Origin of the sequence: Maricaulis maris (assembly GCF_036322705.1) — a bacterium.
GTDB classification, from domain to species: domain Bacteria; phylum Pseudomonadota; class Alphaproteobacteria; order Caulobacterales; family Maricaulaceae; genus Maricaulis; species Maricaulis maris_B.
On sequence record NZ_AP027270.1, the window covers coordinates 1 to 17,213 of the forward strand.

Genomic DNA, 17,213 nt, shown 5'->3' on the forward strand with positions numbered 1-17,213 from the left:
GGCACGACTGGGTGACGTGCTGTTTGCGGGGGGATTTTGCCACAATTACAAACACATAGCTTTCGCATCAGCGGAAGAAAAAATAAAAGTGTGACCGACGATGGCATATAACAAACTGGCTGTTTCCGAGGCGAATTCACCATCTTTCGAGGGGGCGGAAGCCGCGGAAATTTCGGCGATCTGGCGGCGGGTGCGGGCTCACCTGCGTGAGGAGTGCGGACCGGCACTCTACTCCCAGGAAATCGCGCGTCTGCGGGTTCGCCTGACGGAAGCCGGAGTCCTGATCATCATTGCGCCGAGCAGCTTCAATCGCGATTGGGTGGAAGATCATTGGGGTGCGCGAATTCGGGCACTCTGGTCGGAACTCGACACGTCGGACCGCGAGATCCGCCTGCTGTCCGAAGACCAGGATCTGGTCCAGTCGGCGGCAGTGCCGCGTGCCCGGGCCCCGCAGGCCGCTGTTGCCAAGCCGGCTGCCGACCTGCCGACAACAAATATTGCCGATACGGCTTCGGATGCCGCTCCGGTCGACGCCCGTTTCACCTTTGACAGTTTCCGCGTTGGCCCGGCGAATGAAGTCGCCGCCGCCGCGGCACGGACCATGGTCGGTGCCGCGACGCCGCCCTTCAACCCGGTGTTCTTCTACGGCGATTACGGTGTCGGCAAGACCCACCTCCTGCATGCCGTTGCGTCGGCCGTGCAGAAGACGTCCAGGCCGCGCAAGGCGCTTTATCTGACGGCCGAGGAATTCCTCTCGGGCTTCGTCACGGCCATGCGGGCCCGTGACACGATTTCCTTCAAGGAAATGGTCCGGGGTGTTGATGTCCTGCTGATCGACGATGTCCACTTCATCGCCGGCAAGCCGAAAACCGAAGACGAGTTCCTGCACACGATTGCGGCGCTGGTGGCCGAGAACAAGCAGGTGGTGCTCGCCTCGCACAAGCCGCCAGCCGAGCTGCAGATGCAGGACGAGCGCCTGCGCTCCCTGCTGACCGGTGGGCTGTCCTGCCCGCTCGGCAAGCCGGATCTCGATCTTCGCCGCCAGATCCTTGATTGCAAGATTGCCCAGGCGACCTGCCATTACCCGACATTCGACGTGTCCGAGCCGGTCCGCGACTTCCTTGCGGCCCGCATCACTTCGAGCCCGCGTGAGATGGAAGGCGTGCTCAATAATGTGATCTGCCGGACCGCCCTGATCGGTCAGCCGGTGACCATGGAGGTCGTGTCGACCGCCTTGCGGGAGCTCTCGCTGAGCTCGGAGCGCCGGCTCACGGTCGACGAGATACAGAAAGTGGTGGCGACCCATTTCGGCATCACGACTGCGGATATCTGTTCCAAGCGCCGGACCCAGGCCGTTGTCCGTCCGCGTCATATCGCCATGTATCTGGCCAAGACGCTGACCACACGGTCCTTGCCGGATATCGGGCGCCGTTTCGGCGGGCGCGATCACTCGACGGTGATCCACGCGGTGTCGAAAGTCACCCACATGATCGAGTCCGGGGATCCGATCGCTGACGAGATTGATGCGCTGACGCGAGAGTTGCAGAACTGAAGCGGGCGTAACCCTTGCCGAAATTCGCGTTAACGCTGGATAAACCTCTTGCGAACGCGCGAATTCATGTATCCTCTTTGACCCATCCTGGACGATGCAGTCGATTTGCGGTCTGTCCCGGCAAGACTGACCCGGAAAAGACCGACAAAGTTCGTCGACGCGAATTCAGGAAGCTGACGCAGAAGACGTTGAAAGCGGAACGCGAGATATGAAGCTGACGATCGAGCGCGCGACGCTCCTCAAGGCACTGGGCCATGTTCAGGCCGTTGTCGAAAAGCGCAACACCATTCCGATCCTGTCCAATGTGCTGATCTCGGCCGGTCCCGACGGGGCCAGCTTTGCGGCCACCGACCTGGATATCGAGATCCTCGAGACCACCGATGCGCGCTGTGATGGCGAAGGCCTGGTGACGGCTCCGGCCCACACGCTTTACGATATCACCCGCAAGCTCCCGGACGGGGCCGATGTGACCCTGGAGATGAATGGCAGCGATCCGCGCCTGACGCTCAAGGCCGGTCGCTCCAGCTTCTCCTTGCCCTCCCTGCCGCCGGGCGACTTCCCGGTCATGCCGACCGAGGATCTCGAGCACCGCTTCCAGGTGCCGGCCCGCGAGCTGGCCCGCCTGATCGACAAGACCCGTTTCGCGATCTCCACCGAGGAGACCCGCTATTATCTCAACGGTATCCATCTGCATGCCGCCGAGCAGGACGGTCGCAAGACCCTGCGCGCCGTGGCGACCGATGGCGTGCGCCTGGCGCTGGCCGAGGTGGATCTGCCCGAGGGTGCCGACGGCATGCCCGGCGTGATCATCCCGCGCAAGACCGTGCAGGAAGTCAAACGCCTGCTGGAAGACGCTGACGAAATGGTCGAGGTCTCCGTGTCCGAGGGCAAGATCCGCTTCCGTCTCGGCAAGGCTGTGCTGACGTCCAAGCTGATCGACGGCGCCTTCCCGGACTATGAGCGGGTCATTCCGCGCGGCAATACGCGCATGATGTCGGTCGAGAACAAGCGCTTTGCCGAAGCGGTGGATCGCGTGGCCACGATCTCGGTCGAGAAATCCCGCTCGGTGAAGCTGTCGCTGGGTCCGGACGCCTTGACCCTTGCGGTCAACAATCCGGAAAGTGGCCAGGCCGAGGAAGAACTCGCCGTCTCCTATTCCGATGAAGGCTTCGCGATCGGCTTCAATGCCCGCTACATGCTTGATGTGGCGTCGCAGATCGAAGGCGATGAAGCCCGCTTCCATTTCGCCGATGCGGCCTCACCCGCCCTGGTCACCGATAGCGGTGATCCGGACGCGCTTTACGTGCTGATGCCGCTGCGGGTGTGACGGACGACGCCGCCACGCTGAAAACCGAGACACCGCCGCCGGTTCCGCCTGCGGCGGTTCGTCGTTTGCGACTGACCAACTTCCGCAGCTATGCCGATCTCGATCTTGACCTGGCCCCGATCCCGGTCGCCCTGTTCGGTGAGAACGGGGCCGGCAAGACCAATCTGCTGGAAGCGATTTCCTTTCTGGCTCCGGGGCGGGGCTTGCGCTCGGCCGGTGCCGATGGCGTGGCGCGCAAGCAGGCCGGGGGCGTGGCGCCGGAATGGGCGGTTTTCGCCGAGGCTGACACGCTGGAGGGTGGCTACCGGCTCGGTGTCGGGGCCCGCGGTACGGCGCGTCGCGAAACCCGGATCGATGGCGAGCCGGCTGCCCAGAATGCCCTGGCGCGTCTTCTGCCGATGATCTGGCTGACCCCGGCGCAGGACCGCCTGTTTGCCGGCCCGCGCGCTGATCGCCTCAAATTCTTCGACCGTCTGGTCCACGCGGCCGATCCCGCCCATGCCGATGCGGCGAGCGCCTATGAGAAAAGCCGGACCCGACGCCAGCGCCTGCTTGATGAAGGCAGTCAGGATCCCGCCTGGCTGAGCGCGATCGAGGTCGAGATGGCCGGTCACGGCGTCGCGGTCGCGGCCGCACGGCTGGATGCGTTGATCCGCCTGCAAGGCGAGATCGACCGGCGACCTGACGGTGTCTTTCCGCGCGCCGATCTCGCCCTTGATGGCGCAGTCGAGGCCGATCTGGCGGAGGGTCTGACAGCCGGCGAGGCCGAGGACCGGTTCCTGCTTGCCCTGCGCGAGGGCCGCCGCCGCGACAGCGCCGCCGGCCGGACCCTGACCCGCGGTCCGCACCGCACCGAATTGCTCGCCCGGCACCGGGCCAAGGACCAGGCCGCCGGCGATTGTTCGACCGGTGAGCAGAAAGCCCTCATCCTCACCCTCGCCCTCGCCCAGGCGCGCGCGCTGGGGCAGCAATGGGGTGTCGCGCCCCTGCTGCTGCTGGATGAGGCGTGCGCCCATCTCGATGCCACCCGGCGCGAGGGTCTGGCCCAGGAAATCATCGCCTCGGGTTCGCAGGCCTGGCTGACCGGGGTGGAGCGGGTCCTGTTCGAGCCATTCGGCAGCGGGATCCAGTTTCGTGAGGTCCGGGACGGTGCGGTCCGGGACCTCTCTTCGGGTTGATCAGGCCGGTAGCGCGGCCGACCCATCCTCCCCCGCATTTTCTGCCATGACCTGGTCGACACGCTCATGGGCATCGGTCAATGCGACCAGGCATCCAGCCAGCGCGTCGGCAAGAATGTGGATGATGATGGCCGGCCACAGAGACCCGCCCAGCCACACCACCGTTGTCATCAGCACAGTTATCGGCAGGATGCGCAACATGCCGGACACGCCCTGGTAGGCGTGGGCTAAAATGAACAGGCTCATCGATGCCACCGCGGCGGCCCACAGCGGCATGGCCAGTGCCAGCGTTGCCATCAGGAAGCCGCGAAAGACCACTTCCTCGGTGATGCCGGCGGTGACGGACAGGGCCTGAAAGCCGAGATGCTCAGAGACACGCCGCGGGCGCAGCAAGTCAAAGCCCTCCGCTTCTGCCAGTTGAATCCGCAGCTTGCTGCGGGCTGTCCGGTCCAGCGCCGTCGTGACCAGGGAGTAGAGACCGTACAGGATCGCAGCGCCGGCCAGTATCCAGGCCAGCACGCCGCCCGATCCCGTGGTAGCTTGCAGGCCGAGGTCGGTGAAGGGGAGGTTGGCAAAGTGCCAGCACGCGAGACATGTCGCGCACAGGAGCCACAGGCTCAGGCCGGTCTTGAGGTATTGGTGACTGACCGGCGGCCTGTCGTCGGGTTCACGTCTCTTCAGTCGGATGTCGCTGATCACTCCGCTTATCAGGACAGCTGCGATGGCTAGTAGTCCCAGCATCAGTGACGGTGTTTGCGTGAGCGTCTGCATGTGGGAGTCTCCCGTGAAGTCTTGACTGGCGCGTCGCCAGCGTGCGATCGCTTTGTTATCATGCGAATGCGAATTCGCATTCACATTTAGGAGTGCCAAGCAGATGAGTCAAGGGGTGCGGCCGACGCAACAGGCCAGATCACGTGAAACCCGGGACAAGCTGGTGCGGGCGCTGGATAAAAAGCTGCGGGAAAAGTCCTTTGCCGAGGTGTCGATAGCCGAGCTGGCGGAGGCTGCCGGGCTGTCCGTTGGCGCCGTCTACCGCCGCTTCGAGAACAAGGATGCCTTCATACCGGTCATCTTCGAGCTGTATCGTGAACGCCTCGAAGCCTTCATGGTTGGCGAGGGCCGAGTCGAAATCGAGCCGGCTGACGGATTGCGGACAGCGCTTCATGTGGCTTGCGCCGTGGCCTGGAAATTTCTCGACCAGCATGGATATCTGGTCCGGGCCGCGCATATCTATAGCCGTCTGCGACCGGACCTGATCGGTGATGACTGGGAAGCGATGCTGGACCAGGCGCGACAGTCTGCAGAACATTTGCTGGATCTTTTTGGCAATGAAGTGAAACGCCAGGATCGCGCCGAGGCCGCCCAGATGTTTACCTATCTGATGAACACCCTGCCCATCGAACGAGGGCTCTACCGTGCGGAGGGTGCCGCGGTGGTCCTCACGATTGGTGACGAACAATTCGTCCGGGCCATCGCCGATACCCTGTACGGCTATCTCGTGACCGCTGACAGCCGTGACGATTGAAACCCTGCTTCTCTTTGCCGGCGCCCTGCTGGTCCTGTTCGTGACCCCTGGTCCGGGTATTGCGGCGATGATCGCCCGCACGCTGGATACCGGTCCCTGGCATGCCGCGCTGTACGGGTCGGGCATCCTGCTGGGCGACATGTTCTGGTTCACCCTGGCCGTCACCGGCCTGTCGACGGTGGCCCAGCAGCTGGGTCCGTTCTGGCTGGTCGCCAAGATTGTCGGGGCGTCCTATCTGGCCTGGATGGCGTTCAAGGCGTTCTGGAGTGCGTGGACCGGCGCCCGCCCCAAGCCGGTCTTCAAGGCCGGCTCGAAACGCGGCTGGATCGCGACCTTTTTCGCCGGTGTGGCGATGCCCTTGTCCAATCCCAAGCCGATTGTGTTTTATCTCACCCTGGTCCCGGCCTTCATCCCGATCGAGGCGATCACGCCGGTCAGCTATGTTTTGATGCTGCTCATCATGGTGGTCATGGCGGTGCCGACGGCGGGTTTCTACATCGCGGCGGCGCACCGGGCCCGGACCTGGCTTTCGACGCCGGCGGTGCGCCGTGGCGCTGACATCCTGACCGGTCTGGTGATGACCGGAATCGCGCTGCTTTTGCTGTTCCGCTAAGGCGCTGGCATCCGCCTCGCATTCTCATTTGATACGGCGGCCAAAGCGGCACACAATCGCGCCCGCAAGTCTGGGGTACAAGCATGAGTGAGACGATCAATACGGACTTCCGTCGGCCGGACCGGACGGGGGCGCCCTTGCGCGCATCGGTGGTGATCGCGGTCCTCGACGAGGCCGAGAATGTGGCTGCCGTCTGTGACGAGGTCCTGCGCGAGATGGATCGCGCCGGAGCGTTCGAGATTGTCTTCGTCGATGACGGATCGACCGATGCCACGCCCGACATCCTGCAAGGCATTGCCGACAAGGATGACCGGGTCCGCCTGATCCGCCATGACCGCCGTTGCGGCAAGTCCCAAGCCGTGCGCTCCGGCGTGCTGGCCGCGCGTGCACCGTGGATCGCGACCCTGGACGGCGACGGCCAGAATGATCCGGCCGACCTGCCCGACATGCTGGAGAAAGCCTGGTCTGCCGAGGGCGATGCGCCGCTGGTTGCCGGCACGCGAGTGCGCCGCAATGACCCGGTCTCGCGCCTGATCGCGACCCGGATCGCCAATGGCTTCCGCGCCACGGTGCTGGGTGACCATTGCCCGGACACCGGCTGCGGGGTCAAGGTTTTCAATCGCGACAGCTTCCTGCTCCTGCCCTGTTTCGAGGGCATGCACCGCTTCCTGCCGGCGCTGTTCCAGCGCTATGGCCATCCGCTGATCAACCACCCGGTCCAGCACCGCGCTCGCCATGCCGGCCAGTCGAAATACACCAATATCGGCCGGGCCTTTGTCGGCATCTTCGACACGATGGGGGTGATCTGGCTGGTCCGCCGGACCAAGGCGCCGGGGCGTATTGACGAGCGACAGTCGTGATCGCGGCCGGCCCGCGTCTGGGCTGGAAGGGCTGGCTGATCCTGGTCGGTCTGTCCTGTCTGGTCCTGCTTCCCGGTATTTCCTCGCTGCCGCCGGTTGATCGCGACGAGGCCCGCTATGCCGTGGCGACCAGCCAGATGTTGGCGACCGGTGACTTCATCGATATCCGCTTCCAGGAGGAGCAGCGCTATCTCCAGCCGGCCGGGATCTACTGGCTGCAATCGCTCGCGGTGACGCTGACCGGCACGGCCGATAACCGCGCGATCTGGGCCCATCGCATTCCGTCCTTTCTCGGCATCCTGGCGGCCGTGTTGATGACCGGCGCCCTGGCCACGCGGCTCTATGGCCGTCAGGCCGGACTGGCCGCCGCGCTGTTGGTCGCGACCAGTTTCGCGGTCGGCTTCGAGGCCCGCATCGCCAAGACCGACGCCATGCTGCTGGCAACCATAACCGCCGCGCATATCGCGCTGATGCAGGTCTATCTCAAACCTGTGGGGCATTGGTGGCGACCGGCCCTGTTCTGGGCGGCGCTGGGCGCCGGCATGATGATCAAGGGGCCGATCATCCTGCTCTTTGTCGGTCTGGCTCTGGCCGCACTTCTGGTCTGGGACCGCAAGCTCGCCTGGCTGACCGCGCTCAAGCCGCTCTGGGGCGTGCCGCTCTTCCTCGCCATCGTCCTGCCCTGGTACGTCGCGATCGGCATTGTGTCCGATGGCGGTTTCTACGCCGAGGCGGTCGGTGACAGCCTGATGGGCAAGGTCGGTGAGAGCCAGCAATCGCATGCCGGGCCGTTCGGCTATTATCTCGGCCTGTTCTCGCTGACCTTCTGGCCGGGCTCGCTCTTCTTTGCCTATGCGGGGTATTGGACCTGGTGCAATCGCAAGGAGGCGGCGGTCCGCTACCTGATCGCCTGGATTCTTCCCGGCTGGATCGCCTACGAGCTGATCGCCACCAAGCTGCCGCACTACATCATGCCGCTCTACCCGGCGATGGCCTGCCTGGCCGTCGCCGCGATCTTTGTGCCCGGCCAGATCCGGGCGCCGATTTGGGTTCGTATCGGGGCGGGCCTCTACGCCGCAGTCTGGCTGGCCTGTTCCATGCTTGTCGCCGCGCTCGGTCCGGGCGGGTTGTACTGGATCGAGGGCCGGATTTCGCCGATGCTGATCCTTGCCGGTGTGCTGATCGGCCTCGCGGCTGTGGCGACGCTGACCCTCTATCTTACCGGTCGCCGCCCGGCGGCCCTGATTGCCGGTGTGATCGCGGGCGGTCTCGGTGCCGTGACAGTCTATGGCAATACCCTGCCGCGGCTCGAGACGTTCTGGCTCACCCCGCGCATTGTTGCGGCGGTCGAGGCCCACGGCGCCTGCGAAACGACCCGGCTGGTGACCTCCGCCTTCCGCGAGCCGAGCCTGGTCTTCCGGCATGGCCCCTATGACACGCTGCTCGCTGACGGGCCGGCGGAGGCCGCCGATGCCCTCGCCGCTGACCCCTCATGCTCGCTGGCGCTGATTGATGCCGCCGAGGCCGCACCCTTCCTTGCCCGGGCCGGGACGCTGAGCCTGACACCCCAGGCACTGGCCGTGATCGAGGGGCAGAACTACTCCAATGGCGACGAGATGGCACTGACGCTCTACCGCGCCGGCCCGGCCCCGACAGGACCGGGCGAGTGATTCCGGCCGAGCTGGTCACGGCGCTTCGTCGTCATCCCGGCAAGCTGGTCACCGCCATCGGCCTGATCGCCCTGTTCTCGCTGGGTGGGTTCGCCACCCTCTTCCTGCCCGAGGGCATGACCCGGCAGGCCCTCGACGGTCTCGCCGCGATCGGCCACCAGCCCTGGGCACCGCCGCTGGCCATCCTGGCCTTCCTGGTGCTGATCACCCTCGGTGCGCCGCAAGCCGTGCTGATCGCCGCCCTGGTCGCCGCCTTCGGCCCCTGGGCGGGTTTTGCCTATAGCTGGAGCGGCAAGGTTCTGGCCTGTGCGCTGGGTTTCCTGGTCGGTCGACGGGTCGGCTCCGGCTGGCTCGAGCGCAATGCCGGGCCGGACGCGGCCATCGTGATGGACGAGCTCGCCCGGCACGGCTTTTGGGCCAGTGCCGTCATCCGCCTGGTGCCGACCCTGCCATCGATCGTGATCAATATCGCGGCCGGTTGCACGCCGATCCGGTTTCGCGACTTCATCGCCGGCACGGCGCTCGGCAGCATCCCGAAAATGGCGCTGATCGCCTTCGCCAGTCATGCCGCCATACTGGGCCTCGAGGGCGGCGGCATCCGGGCCTGGATTGCGGTCGGTGGAGCGGTGCTTTTGCTGGTCCTGATTGCGGTCATCGGGCGTCGCTGGCTGAAGCGTCGAGCCACCCGGCATCCGATCCCCTGACTCACGCGTACGCGCGTGCACACGCGTGTGCGCGCGAGTGGTCACAGGCGCGCGAAAGCTGTACAACAAAACCATGACGGAACAAGCGAATCAGGAATACGGCGCGGAGTCGATCAAGGTCCTCAAGGGTCTCGATGCCGTGCGCAAGCGCCCGGGCATGTATATCGGTGATACCGATGACGGTTCGGGTCTTCATCACATGGTCTACGAAGTCGTCGACAACGCGATCGACGAGGCGCTCGCCGGCCATTGCTCGGAAGTCCTGGTGACGCTGCACGCCGACGGTTCGGCCTCGGTGCGGGATGACGGACGCGGCATCCCGACCGATATCCACCAGGGCGAGGGCGTATCCGCCGCGCAGGTCATCATGACCCAGCTGCACGCCGGCGGGAAGTTCGACCAGAATTCCTACAAGGTGTCCGGCGGCCTGCACGGCGTCGGCGTCTCGGTGGTGAATGCGCTGTCCGACTGGATGGACCTGACCATCTGGCGCAATGGCAAGGCGCACTACATGCGCTTCCGCCGCGGCGATGCCGAGGAAGACCTCAAGGTCATCGGCGATGCCGAGCCGGGACAGAAGGGCACGGAAGTGCGCTTCATGCCGTCCGAAGAAACCTTCACCATGACCGAGTTCAATCGCGAAACGCTGCAGCACCGTCTGCGCGAGCTCGCCTTCCTGAACTCCGGCGTCAAGATCACCCTGCGCGACGAGCGCGAGGCCGAGCTCTATTCCGACACCATGATGTATGAGGGCGGGGTCGCCGAATTCGTCTCCCACCTCGACCGCAACAAGACACCGATCTTCGTGCCGCCGGTCCTGATCCGGGGCGAGCGTGACGGGGTCTCGGTGGAAGCGGCGCTGGAGTGGAATGACAGCTATCACGAGAACGTCCTCTGCTTCACCAACAACATCCCGCAGCGCGATGGCGGTACGCACCTGGCCGGTTTCCGGGGCGCGCTGACCCGGATCATCAACACCTATGCGGCCTCCTCGGGCCTGGCCTCCAAGGCCAAGGTGTCAATCTCCGGCGATGATGCCCGTGAAGGCCTGACCTGTGTTCTCTCGGTCAAGGTTCCGGACCCGAAATTCTCCTCCCAGACCAAGGACAAGCTGGTGTCCTCGGAAGTTCGTCCCGCCGTCGAAGGCGCGGTCGGCGAGGCGCTGGCCGAATGGTTCGAGGAACACCCGACCGAAGCCAAGATGGTGGTCGCCAAGATCATCGAGGCCGCGGCCGCCCGCGAAGCGGCGCGCAAGGCGCGCGAGCTGACGCGGCGCAAGTCGGCGCTGGAAATCTCCTCCCTGCCCGGCAAGCTGGCGGACTGCCAGGAAAAGGATCCGGCCAAGTCCGAACTCTTCATCGTCGAGGGTGACTCCGCCGGCGGCTCTGCCAAGCAGGGACGCCACCGGGAAAACCAGGCCGTGCTGCCGCTGCGCGGCAAGATCCTCAATGTCGAGCGGGCGCGCTTCGACAAGATGCTCGGGTCGGACCAGGTCGGCACGCTGATCACCGCGCTCGGCACCGGCATCGGCCGCGACCAGATCAATTACGAGAAGCTGCGCTATCACAAGGTCATCATCATGACCGATGCTGATGTCGACGGCGCCCACATCCGCACGCTTCTGCTGACCTTCTTCTACCGGCAGATGCCGGAGCTGATCGAGCGCGGCTACCTCTACATCGCCCAGCCGCCCCTCTACAAAATCGCCAAGGGCCGGTCCGAGCGCTATGTGAAGGACCAGGCCGAGATGGATGCCTACCTCATCGAGGAAGGCGCCTCGGAGGCTCATCTGACGCTGGCCAATGGCGAGGTGATCACCGGTCAGGACCTGACCGCCCGTGTCGCCGCGGCCCGCCAGGTCAAGCTCTCGATCGATCGCATGACCGCCCGCGCGCCGGGCTTCGCGCTCGAAGCGGCGGCCCTCGCCGGTGCCCTGGTGCCCGAACCGGGCGCGGACGCCGTCACCGAGGCGGCCAACCGTCTCAATTCCTTTGCCGATGAGGGCGAGGACACCTGGGTTGGCGAGATCGATCCCGAGGATGGCCGCTTGGTCTTCTCGCGCGACGTCCGTGGTGTCACCGAAACCGTCGTGCTGGACCGCAATCTGCGCGCCAGCCCGGACGCCAAGCGCCTCAATGAGCGCGCCATGGCCGTGTCCGCCGATTATGAAGGCCCGGCCAGCTTCGTCCCGAAATCCGGCCCGGTCACCATCCACTCGCCGCGCGAGCTGGTCGACGCCGTCATCGTCTCCGGTGCCAAGGGCATGAAGATCCAGCGCTACAAGGGTCTCGGCGAAATGAACCCCGGCCAGCTCTGGGAAACCACGCTCGACCCGAATGCGCGCTCGCTTTTGCAGGTGTCTGTCAAGCACGCCGATACCGCCGACGAGCTCTTCTCCAAGCTGATGGGCGACGTCGTCGAACCCCGCCGCGACTTCATCCAGGAACACGCGCTCGAAGCGGAAGTCGACGCTTAAGGCGCCACCACTGACGGAAATGAAAACGCCCGCCTGATTATGGCGGGCGTTTTTGTGACCGGACGGGACCGGTCCGTCCGGTCACCCACGCTCCCTACGCGCTACCAAAAGGTTGACCCGCACTCGGGCAGACTGAAGTGGGTGGATTTCGCCGGATGGCGGGTCGCCATGCTGTTCCCTTGCGTGGTCTGCCGCCAGGTCGGAGCGGCCTGCCTCGTCGACACATGAGCCGGCGCAGGGCCTTGCCGCAACAGCCGAAAATGGCGGCAAACCGGTCTCCCCACACGCCTGACAATCCCTAGCGCCGCCTCATATCCGGTGCCGGGGATGCTGCTCAAACCTATTGCACAAATATTTGTACAAATGCATGTAGACCAAAGCAGCAGCGCAGGAGCGACCCTTGTCTGACATTCCCCATTTCGACGGCCGGGCGGCCTTTCTGCTGCGGACACAGAGGTTCATGGACCGCTTGACCGAGCAGCTCGATAGGGCGCTGGCGGCGCGCGGACTGTCGATCACGGTGCAACAGGCGGGCTGCGTCCAGGCGCTCTTCCACGCCGGGCCGGCCTCGCTGGCTCGGCTTGCCGCCGAACTGGGCATTTCCCATCAGCTGGTCTCGCACCGGATCAACGGCCTCGTCCGGCTGGGCCATGTCGAAACCTCGCCCGATCCGCAGGATGCCCGCAAGCGCGTCGTCTCGCTAACCGTGTCCGGACGCGACCAGGCCGAGTGTTTGCAACCATTTCTCGACGGCCTCGATGCCGCCTATGCCGACCTCTTCTCCGAGATTGGCGTCGATCTCAACACGGCGGTCGAAGCGGCCACCCAAGGCCTGTCAACGCGCCCGGTCCTCGACCGCATGTCCGGCGTGCTGGCCGCGCCCGTCTGATCGCAACCCAAGAAAGCGACAATCATGTCCCGCCTGAAACCCTATCTCAATGTCCTGATTGGGCTCGGCCTTGCCATCCTCGCACTCGTGGTCACAGGCGCGGCAGTGCGGCTGGGTGTCGTGCCGCTGATCGCCCTGACATTCGACCCTAGCGACGAGCATCTTTCCCTGATCCGTCGCGGCCTGATGCTGGTCGCCTTCGTGGTCGGGTTCTGGGCCTATGTGCGGCTGGCAGAACGTCGGCCCGCGACCGAGCTGGGCTTTGCGCCCAAGACCATTGCGTTCTGGATCGCTGCCGGCGCACTGATGATCGGACTGCCGCTGGTCCTGCTCTACCTGACAGGCGCCTATACACTGGTCGCGGTCGCCGGGCCCGGCGGCATGCTCGGCGTCGGCCTTACCATCCTCGCCGCGGCCATGTTCGAGGAGATCGTCTTCCGGGGTGTCTTGTTTGCCATTGTCTGGCGTCATTTCGGGATCTGGCCGGCGCTCCTGATCCCCAGCCTGATCTTCTCGGCCCTGCACATCTTCAACGACAATTGGGGTGGCTGGACACCGCTCATCGCCGGTCTCGCCATCGGGATATTCTGGTCACTCGTCTATGTCCGGACCGGCAATGTCTGGGCGGTCGGCCTCAACCACGCCGCATGGAACTACTCGATCTTCGCCACCGGCCTGCCGCTGACCGGTCAGGAGGACTGGCGCGCCATGGCGCCGTTGCAGACCGACCTCACCGGTCCGGACTGGCTGACCGGAGGCCTGGCTGGTCCGGAAGACTCCTGGCCGATTGTCGCAATGGTCATCATCGTGACCGGCTTCTTCCTGGCGGATTGCTGGCGGCGGGGTGAGCTGAAGCGGCGGCCGACTGAGGATGACGGCTGAGCGGTTGCCGGTGGGACGCAAAGGCCGCATCCCTCTGGACTTTAGTGAGCCTCACCCCAGGTCATCCCCGCCTTCGCATCGACAACCAGCGGAACGCTCAGTTCCAACGCCGGCGTACAAGCCTCGCCCATCACCTTTGACGCCAGCCCGATCAAATCGTCAGCCTGGTTCTCCGGCACTTCGAAGACCAGTTCATCGTGGACCTGGAGGAGCATTTTCGCGTCGAGATTGGCGGCGCGCAGGGCGTCGTCCATGCGGATCATGGCGCGGCGGATGACGTCGGCGGCTGAGCCCTGGATGGGGGCATTGATGGCCTGGCGTTCGGCGAACATGCGCATGTTCGGGTTCTTGTCGCGAATGCCCGGGAAATGGGCGCGGCGACCGAAGATGGTCTCGACATAGCCGGTCAAGGCGGCTTTGGCCTTGGTCTCATCCATATAGGCGCGGATGCCGGGGAATTTCTCGAAATAGGCGTCGATGAAGGCCTTGGCCTCTTCCCGCTTGACGCCGATCTGATTGGCGAGGCCGAAGGCCGAAATGCCGTAGATCACCCCGAAATTGATCGCCTTGGCCTTGCGGCGGACCATCGGATCCATGCCCTCGATCGGCACGCCGAAGACTTCCGAGGCGGTCATGGCGTGGATGTCGGCGCCCTCGCGGAAGGCCTGTTTCAGGCTCTCGACGCCGGCGATATGGGCCAGCAGGCGCAGCTCGATCTGGGAATAGTCGGCGGCGACCAGGACATGACCCGGCTCGGCGATGAAGGCTTCGCGGATCTGACGGCCGGCCTCGGTGCGGATCGGGATATTCTGCAGATTGGGCTCGGTCGAGGACAGGCGTCCGGTCGTTGTCGCCGCCAGCGAGAAGGAGGTGTGGACCCGCTTGGTGTCACGATTGATGTGGGCGAAGAGGCTGTCGGAATAGGTCGATTTCAGCTTGGCGTATTGCCGGTACTCCAGCAGCGCGACCGGCAGGGCGTGGCCCTCGGCGGCGAGCTGGTCGAGCACGGCGGCGTCGGTCGACCAGGCCCCGGTCTTGGTCTTCTTGCCCCCCGGCAGGCCCATTTCGCCGAACAGGATGTCGCCGATCTGCTTGGGCGATGCCACGTTGAAGTCACGACCGGCGGCCTCATGGGCCTCGGCCTCGGCGGCGGCCATCTTCTGGGCGAAGTCCGAGGACAGGCGGTTCAATTGGTCCGGATCGACCTTGATGCCGACCCGCTCCATCTTCGACAGCACATCGGCCATCGGCCGTTCCAGCGTCTCGTAGACGGTCGCCATCTTCTTGGCGACCATGGCCGGTTTGAGGATTTCCCAGAGCCGCAGGGTGATGTCGGCATCCTCGGCGGCGTATAGCGTCGCCTTGTCGAGCGGCACCTTGTCGAAAGTGATCTGGTTCTTGCCGGTGCCGCAAATCTCCTTGAAGGGGATGCAGGGATGGCCGAGATGCAGCTCGGCCAGCGCATCCATGCCATGCCCGTGCAGGCCGGCGTCCATGACGTAGGAGATCAGCATGGTGTCGTCATAGGGCGCGACATCGATGCCATAGCGCGACAGCACGCCGAGATCATATTTGAAGTTCTGGCCGATCTTGAGGACGGTCAGGTCTTCCAGCAGCGGCTTCAGCGCTTTCAGGGCCTGATCGATCGGGATCTGCTCGGGCGCGACGCCGGTATCGAACATGTCGCCCGTGCCCTGCGGATCGACATGGGCGAGCGGGATATAGCAGGCCTCGCCCGGCGCTGTGGCCAGCGAGATACCGACCAGGCCGGACGCCGTCGAAGACAGGGCATCGGTTTCGGTATCGACCGCGATCTGGCCGGCCTCATGGCATTTGGCGATCCAGCGCTCGAGGTCCGCCAGGGTGGTGACGCACTCATAGGCATCGCGATTGATCGGCGCGGTCGCGTCGCCGGTCTCGTCGGCCGGCGGTCCGCCCAGCGCCTCCTCGACCTTGCGCGTGAAGGAGCGGAATTCCATCTCGCGCAGGAAGGGCACGAGCACGTCCGGATCCGGCTCGGACAGGCCGAAGGCTTCGAGCTTCTCCGGCATCGGCGCGTCGAGCCGCAGCGTCACCAGGTCGCGCGAGATGCGGGCGTCCTCGGCATGGGCCAGCAGTTTCTCGCGGCGGCCCTTCTGCTTGATCTCGCCGGCCCGTTCCAGCAGCGTGTCGAGATCGCCGTATTCATTGATCAACAGGGCCGCGGTCTTGATCCCGATCCCCGGCACGCCGGGCACATTGTCGACGCTGTCGCCGGCCAGCGACTGGATATCGATCACCTTGTCCGGCCCGACCCCGAACTTTTCCATCACTTCGGGCGCCTGGATGCGCTTGTTCTTCATGGCGTCGAACATGGAGACCTTGTCGGTCACCAATTGCATCAGATCCTTGTCCGAGGAGACGATGGTGACATCCGCGCCCAGCGCCTCGGCCTGGCGGGCATAGGTGGCGATAATGTCGTCGGCCTCGAAATTCTCCAGCTCGATACACGGCGTGCCGAAGGCCCGCGTGGCGTCGCGGATGATGGAGAATTGCGGCACCAGGTCTTCCGGCGCCGGCGGCCGGTGCGCCTTGTACTGGTCATAGAGCTCATTGCGGAAGGTCTTGCCGGAATGATCGAAGATCACCGCCAGGTGCGAGGGCTGGTCCTCGCCCTTCAGATCTTCCAGCAGTTTCCACAACATGTTGCAAAAGCCCTGCACCGCCCCGACCGGCGTCCCGTCGGTCCGGGTCAGGGGCGGCAACGCATGATAGGCCCGGAAAATATAGCCCGAGCCGTCGATCAGATAGACGTGGCTGGTCTCGTCGACGGGTTTGGTCGTGGCCATGGGCTGTGTCTCCGGGCGGTCTGTCAGGCAGGCAAATCAGTTGCGGCGGAGACTAGCGCGGCGATGCGCCGGGGTCATGGGGGGAGTGCGGTGAGGATTGGATGGGGCGAGGCCTCAGCGCGCGTCCCATCACCCATGCGCATTTTCCCGGAGGCGCGGATCGCCATCCGGGACCGACAGGAGCCTCATCGTTGGCGGGCAGGCCAGTCGGTCCCGGTGCTCCACCCCGCTCTTGCGGGGCTGCGGCCGGGAAAAATGTGATGGGTTCTGACACGGTTTTGTGCCTTTATTCCCGCCTTGCCCCACTTTCCTTCTCCCTTGGGAGAAGGTGCGCGCAGCGCGGATGAGGGGGATTCTTCCTGCTGGAACCGGGATTTATCCCTCACCCTGACTCTCTCCCAAGGGAGAGGGAAAGCGTCTTGAACCCAAAAACTTATCCGCCCCCCGTTGGCGCCATTGCATAATCCTCCCGTTCCCAAGCCATCTTGAGGCCCGGACCGGTTATCCGGGGGTTTGGGGATAGCGGAGCGCATCCGGTTTGGTGGAGTTGACCACCGCCAGACCCGGTGCGGCCATCGGCAGGACTCGCGGCACAACGATTGACCGCCCTGATCCTGCTGATTTCGATTCGGGGGCTGGAAGGCAACCCGGGAAATCTCCGCGTGCGGGATGCTTGTCTGGGCTACCGTTATTAAATCAGCGCTTTATC

13 protein-coding genes are annotated in these 17,213 nt (G+C 64.7%); 11 read left to right on the forward strand and 2 right to left on the reverse strand.

The window, feature by feature from the left end:
* The first annotated feature begins 100 nt into the window (after nucleotides 1-100).
* The 3 genes from dnaA (at nucleotide 101) to recF (ending at nucleotide 4,057) form a co-directional block, all read left to right on the forward strand.
* A complete protein-coding gene (gene dnaA / locus AAA969_RS00005) occupies nucleotides 101-1,552 on the forward strand; it encodes a chromosomal replication initiator protein DnaA (protein WP_338242253.1) in 1,452 nt (483 codons plus the stop codon).
* A 208-nt stretch (nucleotides 1,553-1,760) separates the two neighbouring features.
* Nucleotides 1,761-2,879, forward strand: a complete 1,119-nt coding sequence (gene dnaN / locus AAA969_RS00010) for a DNA polymerase III subunit beta (protein WP_338242255.1) — start codon at nucleotides 1,761-1,763, stop codon at nucleotides 2,877-2,879.
* Nucleotides 2,876-4,057, forward strand: a complete 1,182-nt coding sequence (gene recF, locus AAA969_RS00015) for a DNA replication/repair protein RecF (protein WP_338242257.1) — start codon at nucleotides 2,876-2,878, stop codon at nucleotides 4,055-4,057. The genes dnaN and recF overlap by 4 nt, the downstream gene beginning before the upstream one ends.
* Here the strand turns inward: recF and AAA969_RS00020 are convergent, their stop codons facing one another.
* Nucleotides 4,058-4,828 carry a CPBP family intramembrane glutamic endopeptidase gene (locus tag AAA969_RS00020; protein ID WP_338242259.1) on the reverse strand — a complete coding sequence of 257 codons (771 nt, stop codon included), beginning with the start codon at nucleotides 4,826-4,828 and terminating at the stop codon, nucleotides 4,058-4,060. It abuts the gene before it with no gap.
* 115 nt (nucleotides 4,829-4,943) lie between these two features.
* Between AAA969_RS00020 and AAA969_RS00025 the strand changes: the two genes are divergently transcribed.
* The 8 genes from AAA969_RS00025 to AAA969_RS00060 all read left to right on the forward strand — a co-directional run bounded on the left by AAA969_RS00025 (nucleotide 4,944) and on the right by AAA969_RS00060 (nucleotide 13,676).
* The gene (locus AAA969_RS00025) at nucleotides 4,944-5,582 is read left to right on the forward strand and encodes a TetR/AcrR family transcriptional regulator (RefSeq protein ID WP_338242261.1); all 639 of its coding nucleotides are present in this window, start codon (nucleotides 4,944-4,946) and stop codon (nucleotides 5,580-5,582) included.
* Entirely contained in the window at nucleotides 5,572-6,195 is a 624-nt protein-coding gene (locus tag AAA969_RS00030) for a LysE family translocator (RefSeq protein ID WP_338242263.1), read from the forward strand. Before AAA969_RS00025 ends, AAA969_RS00030 begins: the two co-directional genes overlap by 11 nt.
* Nucleotides 6,196-6,278: 83 nt before the next feature.
* A complete protein-coding gene (locus AAA969_RS00035) occupies nucleotides 6,279-7,055 on the forward strand; it encodes a glycosyltransferase family 2 protein (protein ID WP_338242265.1) in 777 nt (258 codons plus the stop codon).
* Nucleotides 7,052-8,725 (forward strand): ArnT family glycosyltransferase, encoded by a 1,674-nt coding sequence (locus tag AAA969_RS00040; protein WP_338242267.1) that lies wholly within the window; start codon nucleotides 7,052-7,054, stop codon nucleotides 8,723-8,725. Before AAA969_RS00035 ends, AAA969_RS00040 begins: the two co-directional genes overlap by 4 nt.
* On the forward strand, nucleotides 8,722-9,429 hold the full coding sequence (locus tag AAA969_RS00045; RefSeq protein WP_338242269.1) for a TVP38/TMEM64 family protein: 708 nt from the start codon (nucleotides 8,722-8,724) through the stop codon (nucleotides 9,427-9,429). The genes AAA969_RS00040 and AAA969_RS00045 overlap by 4 nt, the downstream gene beginning before the upstream one ends.
* A gap of 73 nt (nucleotides 9,430-9,502) precedes the next feature.
* Nucleotides 9,503-11,905 (forward strand): DNA topoisomerase (ATP-hydrolyzing) subunit B, encoded by a 2,403-nt coding sequence (gyrB, locus tag AAA969_RS00050; RefSeq protein WP_338242270.1) that lies wholly within the window; start codon nucleotides 9,503-9,505, stop codon nucleotides 11,903-11,905.
* A gap of 400 nt (nucleotides 11,906-12,305) precedes the next feature.
* The gene (locus AAA969_RS00055) at nucleotides 12,306-12,794 is read left to right on the forward strand and encodes a MarR family winged helix-turn-helix transcriptional regulator (protein ID WP_338242272.1); all 489 of its coding nucleotides are present in this window, start codon (nucleotides 12,306-12,308) and stop codon (nucleotides 12,792-12,794) included.
* A 24-nt stretch (nucleotides 12,795-12,818) separates the two neighbouring features.
* On the forward strand, nucleotides 12,819-13,676 hold the full coding sequence (locus AAA969_RS00060; RefSeq protein WP_338242274.1) for a CPBP family intramembrane glutamic endopeptidase: 858 nt from the start codon (nucleotides 12,819-12,821) through the stop codon (nucleotides 13,674-13,676).
* A gap of 41 nt (nucleotides 13,677-13,717) precedes the next feature.
* Here AAA969_RS00060 and polA read toward each other — a convergent pair whose 3' ends face one another.
* Nucleotides 13,718-16,504, reverse strand: coding sequence for a DNA polymerase I (gene polA / locus AAA969_RS00065; RefSeq protein ID WP_338242276.1), 2,787 nt, complete (start codon nucleotides 16,502-16,504; stop codon nucleotides 13,718-13,720).
* Between the last annotated feature and the right edge of the window lie 709 nt (nucleotides 16,505-17,213).

Bases quoted from the DNA above. Each gene is read 5' to 3' on its own strand.
- dnaA (WP_338242253.1), top strand. From the start codon at position 101: ATGGCATATAACAAACTGGCTGTTTCCGAGGCGAATTCACCATCTTTC.
- dnaN (WP_338242255.1), top strand. From the start codon at position 1,761: ATGAAGCTGACGATCGAGCGCGCGACGCTCCTCAAGGCACTGGGCCAT.
- AAA969_RS00020 (WP_338242259.1), bottom strand. From the start codon at position 4,828: ATGCAGACGCTCACGCAAACACCGTCACTGATGCTGGGACTACTAGCC.
- AAA969_RS00035 (WP_338242265.1), top strand. From the start codon at position 6,279: ATGAGTGAGACGATCAATACGGACTTCCGTCGGCCGGACCGGACGGGG.
- gyrB (WP_338242270.1), top strand. From the start codon at position 9,503: ATGACGGAACAAGCGAATCAGGAATACGGCGCGGAGTCGATCAAGGTC.
- AAA969_RS00060 (WP_338242274.1), top strand. From the start codon at position 12,819: ATGTCCCGCCTGAAACCCTATCTCAATGTCCTGATTGGGCTCGGCCTT.
- polA (WP_338242276.1), bottom strand. From the start codon at position 16,504: ATGGCCACGACCAAACCCGTCGACGAGACCAGCCACGTCTATCTGATC.